Source organism: Streptomyces sp. CS113, from assembly GCF_002188365.1.
GTDB lineage: Bacteria > Actinomycetota > Actinomycetes > Streptomycetales > Streptomycetaceae > Streptomyces > Streptomyces tendae.
Genome location: NZ_KZ195574.1, coordinates 2,678,563 through 2,692,886 on the forward strand (window position 1 = coordinate 2,678,563; position 14,324 = coordinate 2,692,886).

The 14,324-nt window shown below is 72.9% G+C and carries 13 protein-coding genes; 2 read left to right on the plus strand and 11 right to left on the minus strand.

The genetic code is table 11. The features are described from left to right. The first annotated feature begins 50 nt into the window (after positions 1 to 50). A complete protein-coding gene (locus B9W62_RS11500) occupies positions 51 to 1,259 on the plus strand; it encodes a PQQ-dependent sugar dehydrogenase (RefSeq protein ID WP_087807084.1) in 1,209 nt (402 codons plus the stop codon). An 8-nt stretch (positions 1,260 to 1,267) separates the two neighbouring features. Here B9W62_RS11500 and B9W62_RS11505 read toward each other — a convergent pair whose 3' ends face one another. The 11 genes from B9W62_RS11505 to B9W62_RS11555 all read right to left on the minus strand — a co-directional run bounded on the left by B9W62_RS11505 (position 1,268) and on the right by B9W62_RS11555 (position 13,273). Further along, a complete protein-coding gene (locus tag B9W62_RS11505) occupies positions 1,268 to 1,477 on the minus strand; it encodes a DUF6191 domain-containing protein (protein WP_087807085.1) in 210 nt (69 codons plus the stop codon). A 38-nt stretch (positions 1,478 to 1,515) separates the two neighbouring features. Then, positions 1,516 to 4,656, minus strand: coding sequence for a helix-turn-helix transcriptional regulator (locus B9W62_RS11510; RefSeq protein ID WP_179235434.1), 3,141 nt, complete (start codon positions 4,654 to 4,656; stop codon positions 1,516 to 1,518). Positions 4,657 to 4,796: 140 nt separating this feature from the next. After that, entirely contained in the window at positions 4,797 to 4,982 is a 186-nt protein-coding gene (locus B9W62_RS11515; protein WP_087807087.1) for a hypothetical protein, read from the minus strand. Positions 4,983 to 5,177: 195 nt separating this feature from the next. Next, on the minus strand, positions 5,178 to 5,816 hold the full coding sequence (locus B9W62_RS11520) for a hypothetical protein (protein ID WP_087807088.1): 639 nt from the start codon (positions 5,814 to 5,816) through the stop codon (positions 5,178 to 5,180). A 35-nt stretch (positions 5,817 to 5,851) separates the two neighbouring features. Next, positions 5,852 to 6,436 (minus strand): GNAT family N-acetyltransferase, encoded by a 585-nt coding sequence (locus B9W62_RS11525; RefSeq protein ID WP_087807089.1) that lies wholly within the window; start codon positions 6,434 to 6,436, stop codon positions 5,852 to 5,854. Next, positions 6,414 to 8,660, minus strand: a complete 2,247-nt coding sequence (locus B9W62_RS11530; protein WP_087807090.1) for an MMPL family transporter — start codon at positions 8,658 to 8,660, stop codon at positions 6,414 to 6,416. The genes B9W62_RS11525 and B9W62_RS11530 overlap by 23 nt, the downstream gene beginning before the upstream one ends. Before the next feature lie 294 nt (positions 8,661 to 8,954). Then, positions 8,955 to 10,469, minus strand: a complete 1,515-nt coding sequence (gatB, locus tag B9W62_RS11535) for an Asp-tRNA(Asn)/Glu-tRNA(Gln) amidotransferase subunit GatB (protein ID WP_087807091.1) — start codon at positions 10,467 to 10,469, stop codon at positions 8,955 to 8,957. Between the two features lie 15 nt (positions 10,470 to 10,484). Next, the gene (locus tag B9W62_RS11540) at positions 10,485 to 10,724 is read right to left on the minus strand and encodes a hypothetical protein (protein WP_007444751.1); all 240 of its coding nucleotides are present in this window, start codon (positions 10,722 to 10,724) and stop codon (positions 10,485 to 10,487) included. After that, positions 10,721 to 12,214: an Asp-tRNA(Asn)/Glu-tRNA(Gln) amidotransferase subunit GatA gene (gatA, locus tag B9W62_RS11545; RefSeq protein WP_087807092.1), complete on the minus strand. Its 1,494-nt coding sequence runs from the start codon at positions 12,212 to 12,214 to the stop codon at positions 10,721 to 10,723. Before gatA ends, B9W62_RS11540 begins: the two co-directional genes overlap by 4 nt. A 3-nt stretch (positions 12,215 to 12,217) precedes the next feature. Beyond that, complete coding sequence (gene gatC / locus B9W62_RS11550; protein ID WP_003973500.1) at positions 12,218 to 12,514, minus strand: Asp-tRNA(Asn)/Glu-tRNA(Gln) amidotransferase subunit GatC; 297 nt, start codon at positions 12,512 to 12,514, stop codon at positions 12,218 to 12,220. Positions 12,515 to 12,901: 387 nt separating this feature from the next. Continuing rightward, the gene (locus tag B9W62_RS11555; RefSeq protein ID WP_087807093.1) at positions 12,902 to 13,273 is read right to left on the minus strand and encodes a DUF4267 domain-containing protein; all 372 of its coding nucleotides are present in this window, start codon (positions 13,271 to 13,273) and stop codon (positions 12,902 to 12,904) included. Positions 13,274 to 13,358: 85 nt separating this feature from the next. On the opposite strand from B9W62_RS11555, the gene B9W62_RS11560 reads away from it, so the two are divergent. Next, positions 13,359 to 13,949, plus strand: a complete 591-nt coding sequence (locus tag B9W62_RS11560; RefSeq protein ID WP_087807094.1) for a TetR/AcrR family transcriptional regulator — start codon at positions 13,359 to 13,361, stop codon at positions 13,947 to 13,949. Positions 13,950 to 14,324 lie beyond the last annotated feature (375 nt).

Genomic DNA, 14,324 nt, shown 5'->3' on the forward strand with positions numbered 1-14,324 from the left:
CGCCCGGTTCGGGATTCGGCGATCGGGAACTTGGGGAGCCCCTGCGGTGTATGACAGGGAGAACCCGCCGCGTCGAAAGGACCAAGATCGTGCAACGACGAGCCGTGCCGGCCGTGCTGGCCGCCGCTCTCCTGCTGACGGCCGGCTGCTCCTCCGACTCCTCCGGCGGCGCGGACCCGTCGGGAACGGACCGCGGCGCCTCCCCGGCCAGTACGGCGGCACAGTCGCCGTCCGCCGGATCGCCCACCGAGCAGGCGCCGCCCGCGAAGGGCTCCGTGAAGGTGCTCCGTACGGTCGCCACGGGGCTGGCCAGCCCCTGGGGTCTGGCCCCGCTGCCGGGTGGCGACCTGCTGGTCTCCTCCCGCGACGAGGCCACGATCACCCGGATCGACGCGAAGACGGGCGAGAAGACCGAGCTGGGGGAGGTGCCCGGGGTGTCCCCGGCCGGCGAGGGCGGCCTGCTCGGCATCGCGCTCTCCCCCGACTACGCCTCGGACCACATGGTCTACGCGTACTTCACCTCCGCCTCCGACAACCGCGTCGTGCGCATGCTGTACGACGAGAAGAAGCCGTCAGGCGAGCAGCTGGGCGCCCCGGACACGGTCTTCCGGGGCATCCCCAAGGGCGTGATCCACAACGGCGGCCGGATCGCCTTCGGCCCCGACGGGATGCTCTACGCGGGCACGGGCGAGAGCGGTGACACCGGTCTGTCGCAGGACAAGGAGTCCCTGGGCGGCAAGATCCTGCGGATGACCCCGGACGGCGAGCCCGCGCCCGGCAACCCCTTCCCCGACTCCCCCGTGTACTCGTACGGGCACCGGAACGTGCAGGGGCTGGCCTGGGACGGCAAGCAGCGGCTGTTCGCCTCGGAGTTCGGTCAGGAGACCTGGGACGAGCTGAACGCGATCAAGCCGGGTGACAACTACGGCTGGCCCGAGGCGGAGGGCAAGGGCGGCGGCTCCGGGTTCCACGACCCGGTCGCCCAGTGGAGCACCGACGAGGCCTCTCCCAGCGGCATCGCCCACGCCCAGGGCTCGGTATGGATGGCGGGGCTGCGCGGTGAGCGGCTGTGGCGGATCCCGTTGAAGGGGACGGAGGCCGCGGCCGACCCGCAGGCCTTCCTGGAGGGCGAGTACGGCCGGCTGCGCACGGTGGCCCCGGCGGGCGGCGACAGGCTGTGGCTGGTCACCAGCAACACGGACGGCCGCGGCGACGCGAAGGGCGACGACGACCGGATCCTGGAGCTGGAGGTGAAGTAGGCGACCGGCTACTCGTCTTCCGGGGACGGGGCCCCCGGGTCCTTCGACTCCTCGTCGCCACGCGGCCGGTGGACGACGACCTTGCCCGAGGTGAGGTCTATGGGGCCGTGACCGGGATCGCCGTCCCCCACGTCCTCGCGGGTCAGTTCGAGGCGGTTCTGTTCGTCGTCGGTGTGTTTGCGGCCGGGCGAGAACAGTTCCTCGAATGCGTTGAACATCGGGCCTCCGTCGGTCGGCGTCCCTTACAGCGTAAGCCTCACTCCGTCGAACCGGACGTGAGCCGTTCGGCGGGGAAGAGCGCCAGCCGGTGGGCGACCGCCGCCGCCTCACCGCGGCCGGAGACGCCGAGCTTGGCCAGGATGTGGGAGACGTGGACGCTGGCCGTCTTGGGCGAGATGAAGAGCTCCTCGGCTATCTGCCGGTTGGTGCGGCCGTCGGAGACCAGCCGCAGGACGTCGCGCTCCCGGCCGGTGAGGCCGAGGGCCTCGGCGGGGTCGGCGGGCTCGGCGGGCGGGGACACGGACGCGGGGAACGGTTCGGCGGCGCCGCCGAGGGTGAGGCGGGCGCGGCGGCCGAGCGCGGACACGGTGTCGGACAGCGGGCGCGCGCCGAGGTGGTCGGCGACGGTGCGGGCCAGGCGGAGCAGCTCCGTGGCACGCGCACGCTCGTCCTCGCCGCCGGTCGCCAGGAGGGCACCGGCCAGCCGGTGCCGGACGCGGGCGAGGTCGTAGGGCCGCTCCAGGCGTTCGAAGGCGGTGACCGCCTCCGACCAGAGGCGCGGCGTGTCGCGGCCCCGGGCCCGGTGGAGTTCGGCGCGGACCCAGTGCTCGTGGGCGACCCAGACCGGGGCGCCGGTCGTCAGGTGCTTCGCGGCCTCGGCGAGGCGGTCGAGGATGTCGGCGCGGCCCTCTTCGGCGGCCGGCAGGGCGCGCGCGTCGGCCTCCGCCGCGGCGGCGGACAGCAGCAGGGGCCAGCCGTAGCGCTGGGTGCCGGGCGGGAAGCCCGTGTCCAGGACGCGGACGAGTTCGGCGCGGGCGTCCCGGAGGCGGCCCTCGGCCGCGGCGACGCCGAAGGTGAGGGCCGCCAGCGGCAGTCGCTGTTGCGGCATGGGGTCGTGGGAGCCGTAGGCGGCGCGGGCCTCGGCGAGCAGCCGTGCGGCCTCTTCCCGCTCGCCGCGGGCGAGGGCCACGGCGGCGCGCTTGAGTGCGGCGCCGCCGCGTGGCGCGGGGCTGCGGCCCGGTGCTCCGGCCCGGTCGGCGGCCTCCAGGGCCTCGTCCCAGCGGCCCAGTGAGATGAGCGACTCGGCCAGATTGCCCCAGACCCAGGCCTCGGACTCCAGCAGCCCTCTCCGCCGGGTGAGGTCGATGCCCTCGCGCAGGATGCCTAGCGCGTCCCGGGAGCGGCCGACGCCTTCCAGGGACGAGGGCAGGTTGACGTGGCTGCGGGCCACCACGGCGGACCGGTTCTGGGCCACCACCAGATCCCTGACCTGGAACATCTCGGCGAGTCCGGCGTCGATCTGCCCGGCGTCCACCATCAGTCCGCCGAGGGTGAGCCGGGCGTTCAGCTCGATCTCGTCGGCACCCACCATGCGCGCGTACTCGACGGCCCGTTCGGCGGCCGTCATCGCGTCGGGGCCGGGGCTGTGGAGCATCGACCAGTTGGCCGACATGGCCAGCACCTCGGCGTGCACCTGGGAGGGCGGCAGACCGCGCACCAGTTCCTGGGCGATGCCCAGCTCCCGCCAGCCGTCGCCGCGGCCCTGGGCCTGGACCAGCAGCGAGCGCTGGGTCCAGAACCAGGCCGCGCGCTGCGGGTCCCGGCCGCTCGCGCCCGCCCCGGTGCCCGTGTCCTGTTCGTCCTCCAGGAGGCGCAGCGCCCGCTTGGTGATCTTCATGGCGCGCTCGCGCTCCCCGCACAGCCGCCCGGCGACGGCCGCCTCGGCCATCAGGTCCAGGTAGCGCAGAGGTGCGGTGGCGGGGTCGCGACCGCAGGGAGGGTAGACCTCGGCGCAGTCGACGGGGCGCAGCGTGGCGCGTACGTCGTCGGGGGCGGAGTCCCACAGCTCCATCGCGCGCTCCAGCAGCCGCAGCTGCTCGGCGTAGGCGTGCCGGCGGCGGGCCTCGACGGAGGCGTCCAGGACGGCGGGCAGGGCCTTGGCGGGGGCGTGGGCGTGGTACCAGTAGCTGGCCAGCCGCATCACGCGCTCGGCGGCGGGCACCAGCGTGGGGTCGGCGTCCAGGGCTTCGGCGTAGCGCCGGTTGAGGCGGGAGCGTTCGCCGGGGAGCAGGTCGTCGCCGACGGCCTCGCGGACCAGGGAGTGCCGGAAGCGGTAGCCGTCGCCGTCCGGCGCGGGGAGCAGGATGTTGGCGTTCACCGCGGAGCGCAGCGCCTCGATGAGGTCGTCCTCGGCAAGCCGCGCGACGGCGGCGAGCAGCCGGTACTCGACGGTGGAGCCGCCTTCGGCGACGATCCGGGCGACCCGCTGGGCGCTCTCGGGCAGGGCTTCGACGCGGACCAGGAGCAGGTCGCGCAGGGAGTCGGTGAGGCCGGTGCAGCTGCCGACGCGTGCGGCGACGGCGAGTTCCTCGACGAAGAAGGCGTTGCCGTCGGAGCGTTCGAAGATCGCGTCGACCTGGAGCGGGTCGGGTTCGTGGGCGAGGATCCCGGCGATCTGGCGGCCCACCTCGTCGCGGGTGAAGCGGCCGAGTTCCAGGCGGCGGACGGTGCGCAGCCGGTCCAGCTCGGCGAGCAGGGGGCGCAGCGGGTGGCGGCGGTGGATGTCGTCGGAGCGGTAGGTGGCGAGGACGACGAGGCGGCCGGTGCGCAGGGTGCGGAAGAGGTAGGCGATCAGGTGGCGGGTGGAGGCGTCGGCCCAGTGCAGGTCCTCCAGGACGAGGACGACGGTGTGCCGGGCGGCGACGCGCTCCAGCAGGCGGGCGGTGAGCTCGAAGAGGCGGGCCATGCTCTCCTCGTCGTGCCGGCCGCCGCCGGTGACCGGAGTGCCCTCGCCCAGTTCGGGCAGCAGCCGGGCCAGCTCCTCCTCCTGCCCGGCGGCCGCGGCGGCCAGCTCCTCGGGCAGGTGGCGGCGCAGGGCGCGCAGGGCGGTGGAGAAGGGTGCGAAGGGCAGCCCGTCGGCGCCGATCTCCACGCAGCCGCCCAGTGCGACGACGGCGCCCCGCCGGTCCGCCGCGGCGGCGAACTCCTCGACGAGGCGGGTCTTGCCGACGCCGGCCTCGCCGCCGAGCAGCAGCGCCTGCGGTTCTCCCCCGGTGGCGGACGCACGGGAGGCGTCGCCGCCCGCGGCGCGGGCGAGCGCGTCGTTCAACGTGTCCAGTTCGCCGGTGCGGCCGACGAACACGGGACTGACGGACCTGGTCTCCACGGACCCGAGCATCGCACGCGGATACGACAGCGGGTCACCGGTTTTCGGCAGGTGGGCAACTCGCGGAACGACGGCGGGAACGGCGGCCGGAACGACGGCGGGAACGACGGCGGGGAGGGAGGCCGTGCGGCCTCCCTCCCCGGCTCCCCCGTTCACGCCGCCCGGGCGAACCGGGGCCGGCGCTGTCGCGGCGTATGGCTCTCCGCCTCGGCGCCGCCGTGCCGGGTTTCGCGGCGGGCGGCGCGCCGGGCCCGGACCGCCTCGCGGGCCAGCCGGGCCTCGTCGGCGCGGCGGATCAGTTCGGCGGAGCGGTACTGCTGGATCTCGTACTCGTACATGGTGTGCCCCTCGGTTCCTCTTCGGTTGCGGATTCGCTCGCTTGCGATGCCTCAACCTTCGTCTCCCAGGGGGGTGGGCCACATCGGGTAAGTTCCGCATCTTCGGCACCGCGTGGGGCCTCAGACGTGCGTAAGGGGCCTTAGGTCGCGCGCCGCGGACGGGCGGTTGCCCTAAGACCCCTGTGAAGTGCCTGGTCAGCCGGTGGCGGGCAGCCCCAGCAGGACGTCCGTGTACTTCAGGACGGCCAGGAGCAGGCCGATGACGCCGAGGGCGACGCCCGCCCAGGCGACCGACTTGATCCACGGGGCCTGCGGGCGGCCGGGCGCACCGAACGCGGGGCGGGCCAGCACGACCACGCCGACGATCAGCGCGACCAGGGCGAAGATGCCGCCCCACATCGCGGTGGCCTGCCAGGCGTTGCCGTAGCCCTTCTCGATCAGCGTGCCGACGTCCGACGAGGAGGAGGTCTGCAACTGGCCCATCAGCGACTCGCGCGCGGAGGCCACGGTGCCGACCCAGCTGCCGGTCAGGGAGACGATGCCGAGACCGGCGGAGACGACTGCGCCCGCGCCCTGGCCGACGCCGGTGGGACCGGTCCCGGACCCGTCCGTGCCGTCGGTCTTGCCGGTGACGTCGCCGTCCTCCGGGCTGTCGGCGCCGTCGGCGTCCTCCGGGGTGTCGGTGCCGTCGGGTGTGTCGGTCCCGGGCTTCTCGGCGGTCCCCGACGCCTCGGCGGCTTCCGCGGCCTCGGTGGACGCGGCGGCCTCGGTCGCCTCGTCCGTCTTGCGCTCGTCGGTCTTCACGCCGGTCTCGTCCACTGTCTTCGTTCCCATGCCTCGCACCGTACGGACGCTGTCTGAGAGGTCCCTTAATGATCCTTGTGAGCGGCACGCGCGCGTGCCGCACGCGCCGCACGCCACTCGGGGGCGAGCACCGCCCACACCTCCATGTCCTGGCGCGTGCCCCGGTAGGGGAAGCTCTCGCGCAGCACGCCCTCCCGCATCATGCCGAGTCGCCGCGCGGCGTTGACACTCGGGGTGTTCGCCGAGGAGGCGTGCCACTCCACGCGGTGCATGCCGCGCTCGTCGAAGGCCCAGTCGATCAGCACGCGGGCACCGCGGGTGATAAGGCCGCGGCCCGTCGCGGCGGGCTCCAGCCAGCAGCCGATCTCGCAGACGCCGGTGGCGGCGTCGAAGACGCGGTAGAGCAGGCCGCCGACCAGCTTGCCGTCCAGCCACAGCCCGTGCAGGAAGCCGCTGTCGGCGGCGTGCCGGTCGGCGTAGGCCTGGAGCACCTCGCGCGCCGAGTCGACGTCGGTGGCCTTCGCGCCGAACGGAATGTGCTGGGTGATGAACTCCCGGCCACGGTCCAGGTGGGCCAGGAACTCCTCGGCGTGCCAGGTCTCCAGGGGGCGCAGTTCGGCTCCGTCGTCACCCAGTGGTATCGCGTACATCCCGGTGTCGCTCCTCCTCCGCAAGGACGTCCGCCACCTCGGCGTCCGTCGCCGCGGCCAGCCTCTCATGGGCCGCCCGGCACTCGGGCGGCTCGATGCTGATGCGCGGCAGGAGGGCGTCCAAACGGCGCGGCAGCCACCAGTTGGCGCGGCCGAGCAGGTGCATCAGGGCGGGCACCAGGAGGGTGCGCAGCACGAAGGCGTCCAGGGCGACGGCGGCGGCGAGCGCGATGCCGAACATGGCGATCACCCGGTCACCGCTGAGGACGAAGGCGAGGAAGACCGAGATCATGATGACGGCGGCCGAGTTGATCACGCGACCGGTCTCGGCCAGTCCGACCCGGACGGCGCGGCGGTTGTCGCCGGTCTCCAGCCACTCCTCGTACATCCGGCTGACGAGGAAGACCTGGTAGTCCATGGAGAGCCCGAAGAGCACCGAGACCATGATCACGGGCAGGAAGGGTTCGATCGGTCCCGCCCTGCCGAGGCCGAGCAGTTCGCTTCCCCAGCCCCACTGGAAGATCGCCACGACCACGCCGAAGGCGGCGGCCACCGCGGCCACGTTCATGGCGGCGGCCTTGAGGGGGATGCCGACGGAGCGGAAGGCCAGCAGGAGCAGCAGGCAGCCGAGCCCGATGACGACACCGACGAAGAGGGGCAGCTTGCCGACGATGACGTCGGCGAAGTCGTCGTAGCCGGCCGTGACGCCGCCCACGTGCACGTCGAGCGCCGTACCGGCCTCGGCGCGCGGCAGCACCTCGGAGCGCAGCCGCTCGACCAGGTCGCTGGTCTGCTCGGACTGCGGCGCCGACTCGGGTACGACGGTGAGGTACGCGGCGTCGCCGCCGGAGTTGTACATCACCGGCGTCACCGAGGAGACGCCCTCGGTGGTGCGCAGGGTGGCGTCGAGGTTGTCCAGGGCGAGGCGGTCCTCGGCGCCGCGGACCTCGGTGACCAGGGTGAGCGGGCCGTTGACGCCGGGGCCGAAGCCCTCGGCGAGGAGGTCGTAGGCCTGGCGGGTGGTGGAGCCCTGGGGGTCGTTGCCCTGGTCGGAGGTGCCGAGGCGCAGGCCGAGGGTGGGCAGGGCGATGACGGTGATGACGACGAGGCCGAGCGCGCCGAGCAGTTTCGGGTGGCGCTCGACGAAGGCCGACCAGCGGGCGGCGAACCCGGTCGGCACCTCGGGCTCGGGACCGTGCTCGGCGAGCCGGCGCCGCTCGCGCCGGCTCAGGGCGCGCGGTCCGATGTACGACAGCAGGGCGGGCAGCAGCGTCACGGAGGCGGCGACGGTGAGGAGCACGGTCAGCGAGGCGGCGACGGCGACGCCGTTGAGGAAGCTCAGCCGGAGGATCAGCATGCCCAATAGGGCGATGCAAACGGTGGCACCCGCGAACACGACGGCGCGTCCGGTGGTCGCCACGGCCTCGGCGGCGGCGTCCGCCACGGACAGGCCCCGCTTCAGCCCGCGCCGGTGTCTGGTGACGATGAACAGGGCGTAGTCGATGCCGACGCCGAGCCCGATGAGGGTGCCCAGCATGGGCGCGAAGTCGGCGACCGTCATGGCGTGGCCGAGGAGGGTGATGCCGGCGTAGGCGGTGCCGACGGAGACCAGCGCGGTGGCGATGGGCAGCAGGGCCGCGGCGACGGAGCCGAAGGCGAGGAACAGGACGACCGCGGCCACGGCCACCCCGACGGCCTCGGCGAGGTGGCTGCCGCCGGGCTCGGTGAGCGCTATGGCGCCGCCGCCCAGTTCGATGCGGAGGTCGTCGGTCTCGGCCGCCTCGGCGGTGTCGACCACGGCCCGCGCCTGGCCCGCGTCGATGTCCTGGGAGGCGGCCCCGAAGGTGACGGTGGCGTACGCGGTGTCGGCGTTCTCGCTGATCAGGGGCGAGTCGGGATCGTCGTACGGGTTGCTGACCGCGGCCACCCCGGGCAGGTCCGCGACGCGGTCCAGGGTACGGGTCATGGTCTGCTCGACGTCGGCGGCGCGGACGGTGCCGGTCGTGGTGTGCCAGACGATCGTGTCGCTGTCGCCGCCGAGGTCGGGGAAGCGGGATTCGAGCAGCCGGGAGGCGCGGTCGGAGCCGGTGCCGGGGATCCCGTAGTCGTTGGAGTACGCGGAGCCGGTGACCGTGGCGGCCGCGGCCACGCCGCCGAGGGCGAGCAGCCAGAGCAGGACGGCTACGAGGCGACGTTGAACACACCAGCGTGCGAGGGCTGCCACGAACGTGCTCCCGGGGGTGTCTGATTGTGGATCTTTGACCGGGAACACCCGTGAAGCCGGGAACGCCGGGAACAGCCGTCCATGGTGTGAACGACCCGCAAAGAATGCATGAGCAATGCGGAATCACTCTTGCAGGCAGAAGTGATCCTTTGCGGACTTAGTGTCGTTCTTCACAACAACGGCCCTGGGGGAACTCGCCGTGCTCGGCGCGTTCCCCCAGGGCTCGTTGTGAACCGGGTGAACCGGGTGAACCGGATGGACCGGGTGGACCGGGCGGACCGGGTGGACCGGGTGTCAGCCCTCGGTGACGCCCAGCTTCTCCAGGATCAGTTCCTTGACGCGGGCCGCGTCCGCCTGGCCGCGGGTCGCCTTCATGACCGCGCCGACCAGGGCGCCGGCCGCGGCCACCTTGCCGCCCCGGATCTTGTCCGCGACGCCCGGGTTGCCGGCGATGGCCTCGTCGACGGCGGCGGTCAGCGCGCCCTCGTCGGAGACGACCTTCAGGCCGCGCTTGTCGACGACCTCGTCCGGCGTGCCCTCACCGGCGAGGACGCCGAGGATGACCTGGCGGGCCAGCTTGTCGTTCAGCTCGCCCTTGGTCACCAGCTCGGCGACGCGGGCGACCTGGACCGGCGTGATCGCCAACTCGTCCAGCGCCTTGCCCGACTCGTTGGCGCTGCGGGCCAGCTCTCCCATCCACCACTTGCGGGCGGAGGCCGCGTCGGCACCGGCGTCGATCGTGGCGACGATCGGGTCCAGGGCTCCGGCGTTGAGGATGGACTGCATGTCGTTGCCGGAGATGCCCCACTCCTCGCGGAGCCGGTTGCGGCGCACCAGCGGCAGCTCGGGCAGGCCGGACCGGATCTCCTCGACCCACTCGCGGGACGGGGCGACCGGCACCAGGTCGGGCTCCGGGAAGTACCGGTAGTCCTCGGCCTCCTCCTTCACGCGGCCCGAGGTGGTGGACCCCGTGTCCTCGTGGAAGTGGCGGGTCTCCTGGATGATCGTGCCGCCGCCGTTCAGCACGGCGGCATGCCGCTGGATCTCGAAGCGGGCGGCCCGCTCGACGGAGCGCAGCGAGTTGACGTTCTTGGTCTCGCTGCGGGTGCCGAACTTCTCCCGGCCGTGCGGGCGCAGCGACAGGTTGACGTCGCAGCGCATCTGGCCCATTTCCATGCGGGCCTCGGACACGCCGAGGGCACGGATGAGTTCGCGCAGCTCGCGGACGTAGGCGCGGGCGACCTCGGGGGCCCGCTCGCCCGCTCCCTCGATCGGCTTGGTGACGATCTCGATGAGCGGGATGCCGGCCCGGTTGTAGTCGAGGAGGGAGTGCGAGGCGCCGTGGATACGGCCCGTGGCGCCACCGACGTGCAGCGACTTGCCGGTGTCCTCCTCCATGTGGGCGCGCTCGATCTGGACGCGGAAGGTCTCCCCGTCCTCCAGCTGCACGTCGAGGTAGCCGTCGAAGGCGATCGGCTCGTCGTACTGGGAGGTCTGGAAGTTCTTCGGCATGTCCGGATAGAAGTAGTTCTTCCGGGCGAAGCGGCACCACTCGGCGATCTCGCAGTTCAGCGCGAGGCCGATCTTGATCGCCGACTCGACGCCGGTCGCGTTGACGGCCGGGAGCGCGCCGGGCATGCCGAGGCAGACGGGGCAGGTCTGGGTGTTCGGGTCGGCACCGAGCGCGGTCGAACAGCCGCAGAACATCTTGGTCTTGGTGCCGAGTTCGACATGGACCTCGAGGCCCATGACGGGGTCGTACGACGCGAGTGCGTCCTCGTACGACACCAGGTCGGTCGTGGTGGTCACGGTGAAACTTCCCTCTCAGCCCAGCAGGACGTCGTCGTCGCCGAGACGCTTCAGCTCGCGGTACAGGATGGCGAGGTTGGTGACGACGGCGGCGCCGGTGACGACGGCGTCGAGCAGTCGCAGCGTGTCGCTCTCGCCCCGGGCCTTCTTGATCTGCTTGTAGACCCCGACGGCGCCGAACGCCGACGTGGCCATCGAGACGTACAGACCGGACTTGGACTTCTTGAAGCCCTTGGCCTTGGTCAGTGCACTCACAGCGACGGTGCCTCCTCGATCAGCGGGTGGCCCCACTTTTCCACGAAGGCGGCCTCGACGGCGGCGCCGACCTTGTAGAGCCGGTCGTCCTTCATGGCGGGGGCGATGATCTGCAGACCCACCGGCAGGTTGTCCTCGGGTGCGAGGCCACAGGGCAGCGACATGGCCGCGTTGCCCGCCAGGTTGGTGGGGATGGTGCACAGGTCGGCCAGGTACATCGCCATCGGGTCGTCGGCGCGCTCGCCGATCGCGAAGGCGGTGGTCGGGGTCGTCGGGGAGACGATCACGTCGACCTGCTCGAAGGCCCGCTCGAACTCCTGCTTGATGAGGGTGCGGACCTTCTGGGCGCTGCCGTAGTACGCGTCGTAGTACCCGCTCGACAGGGCGTACGTGCCGAGCATGATGCGGCGCTTGACCTCGGGGCCGAAGCCGGCCTCGCGGGTCAGGGAGGTGACCTCCTCGGCGGAGTGCGTGCCGTCGTCGCCGACGCGGGCGCCGTAGCGCAGGCCGTCGAAGCGGGCGAGGTTGGAGGAGCACTCGGAGGGGGCGATCAGGTAGTACGCGGAGAGCGCGAGGTCGAAGGACGGGCAGTCCAGCTCGACGATCTCGGCGCCCAGCGACTTCAGCAGCTCGACGGACTCGTCGAAGCGCTGCACGACGCCGGCCTGGTAGCCCTCGCCGCGGAACTGCTTGACGACGCCGACGCGCATGCCGTCCACGCTGCCGTTGCGGGCGGCCTCGACGACCGCGGGGACCGGGGCGTCGATGGAGGTGGAGTCCATCGGGTCGTGTCCGGCGATCACCTCGTGCAGCAGGGCCGCGTCCAGGACCGTGCGGGCGCAGGGGCCGCCCTGGTCGAGGGAGGAGGAGAACGCCACCATGCCGTAGCGGGAGACGCCGCCATAGGTCGGCTTGACGCCGACCGTGCCGGTGACGGACGCGGGCTGGCGGATGGAGCCGCCGGTGTCGGTGCCGATGGCGAGCGGCGCCTGGAAGGCGGCCAGGGCCGCGGAGGAACCGCCGCCGGAACCGCCGGGGATCTTGGTGAGGTCCCAGGGGTTGCCGGTCGGGCCGTAGGCGCTGTTCTCCGTCGACGACCCCATGGCGAACTCGTCCATGTTGGTCTTGCCGAGGATGACGACGTCGGCGTCCTTGAGGCGCTTGGTGACCGTCGCGTCGTACGGCGGGATCCAGCCCTCGAGGATCTTCGAGCCGACGGTGGTGGGGATGCCCTCGGTGGTGAAGATGTCCTTGAGCGCGAGGGGGACGCCGGCCAGCGGGCCGAGCTTCTCGCCGCGCTCGCGCTTGGCGTCGACGGCGCGGGCCTGGGCCAGCGCGCCCTCGCGGTCGACGTGCAGGAAGGCGTGCACCTTCTCGTCGACGGCCTCGATGCGGGCCAGGTGGGCCTCGGTGACCTGGACGGCGGTCAGCTCGCCGGCGGCGATCTTCGCGGCGATCTCGGCCGCGGTGAGCTTGATGATGTCGCTCATGGCTTACTCCTCCCCCAGGATCTGCGGCACCTTGAAACGCTGCTGCTCCTGGGCCGGGGCGCCGGACAGCGCCTGCTCGGGCGTGAGCGACGGACGGACCTCGTCCGGCCGCATGACGTTCGTCAGCGGGAGCGGGTGCGAGGTCGGCGGTACGTCTTGGTCGGCGACCTCGCTGACGCGGGCGACCGCGCCGATGATGTCGTCCAGCTGTCCCGCGAAGTGCTCGAGCTCTTCGGGCTTCAGCTCCAGACGCGCCAGCCGGGCGAGGTGGGCGACCTCCTCGCGCGTGATGCCAGGCATGCAGCGTTCCTCTGGGTGAGTGTGTGGTCGGGGCGGCTCGGCCGGGACAAGTCGCTTGTCCCCGTCGATTCGGCCCAATCGGTTTGGCCCAATCCTATGGGGCCGGGCCCCGTGGCCGTTAAACGGTTTCCCCCGGGGCGGCGCACCCACGCCGCGCGTCCCAGGCGGCGCCGCTCAGGAAGTGGTTGTCGTACGGCTCCTGGACCTCCGGCAGGCCCGCCCGGGTGGCGTCGCCGAGCCGCAGATGCGCGTGCCGCGCCCCGCGACGCCGACATGATCCGAACGGCAAGCCCTGGGGTCGCCGGGGCCCGCGGTGAGGGTGACGGGTCGAACCCCTGGGACGCAACGGCGGACGGACGGCGCGGGGACGCACCCGGACGGCCGGCCCTAGACCGCGAAGAGCAGTCCGGCACTGATCAGGACGACCACCGCGGTGGCGAAGTGGATCCCGAAGGCCACCGCTTTGGTACCCCCGTGGCGCAGCACTATGAGCGTGTCGGCGAGCGGGACGAGGGCGACGCAGAGCATGAACCACGCCTCGGGGCGGGCACCGGCGAAGGCCAGCAGCGCCAGCCCCACCACGCCGAGGGTGCCGTCCCTGACGCCCTTGATCGTCAGGTAGGCGGCGGCGTCGCCGCCGGCGTCGGCCGGCACGCCGTAGCCGGTGGCGGCCGGGCCGGGCTGGAACAGGAAGCGGTACCCCAGGAACAGGCAGAACAGGTTGAGCACGACGGCCAGGGTGTACGCGGTGACGGTCACGACTACTCCTTGCTAGCAGCGCTAGGGACAAGAGTGACGCTATCAGAGCGTCGACAGGATGGCTAGCGCTGCTAGAATCTCGGTCATGACGATCCAGACGCGCCGGGAGCGCGAACGAGCGGAACGCGAGCGGCTGATCGTGACGGCCGCGCGGGACCTGGCCGAGGCGGAGGGCTGGGACGCGGTCACCACCCGCCGGCTGGCGGCCGAGATCGAGTACAGCCAGCCAGTGCTGTACAGCCACTTCAAGGGCAAGGGCGCGATCATGGCGGCGGTCGCGGTACGGGGCTGCGAGGAGCTGGCGGCGGACCTGCGGGCGGCGACGGGGGCGGCCCAGGGCGCGCACGGGAGGCTGGCGGCGGTCGGCCGGGCGTACACGGACTTCGGACGGCGGCGGCCCGCGCTCTACGACGCGATGTTCACGCACCTGGTGGACCTGCCGTTCGCCACGCCCGAGGCCCCGGCCCCCCTCCAGGAGGCGTTCGGCGAGATCCTGCGGGCGGTCGAGCCGGTCGTCCGCGAGGGCGACGACCCGGGCCTGCTCACGGAAACGTTCTGGGCGGGTCTGCACGGACTGGTGACCCTGATGCGCAGCGGCCGCCTGCCCGAGGGGGCCCACGACCAGCGACTGGCCCTGCTGATCGCACGGTTCGCACCGCTGGACGGCGCGACCTGAGCGAACCGGGCCGGCCTGGGCCGGCGGCGGGCCACGCGCCGCCGGGCGGCCGCTCGCCGCGGTCGGCCGCGGTCGGGGACTTGCGTGGCCGCCATGAGCGGGCCGGACCGGCCGGGTCTCCGCCGCGGGCGCGGCGCCTGCTCCCCCGGGTGACCCGGTCGGCGGCCGGACGCGCCATCGGCGCCGACGGTCGCCCGCACGGGGCGGTTGGGGCCGCGCGCAACGAGCCGGGCCGGGGCCTGCGGGTGTGCCGACCGGGCTGGGTGGCAGGCCGAGACGAACGGGCGTGCCGGTCGGGCTGGGTGGGGCCGGTGGCGGCGGAAGAGCCGGGTGCCCGCCCGGCCCGGCACCGGTTGGCGGGGGAACGCGCCGCCG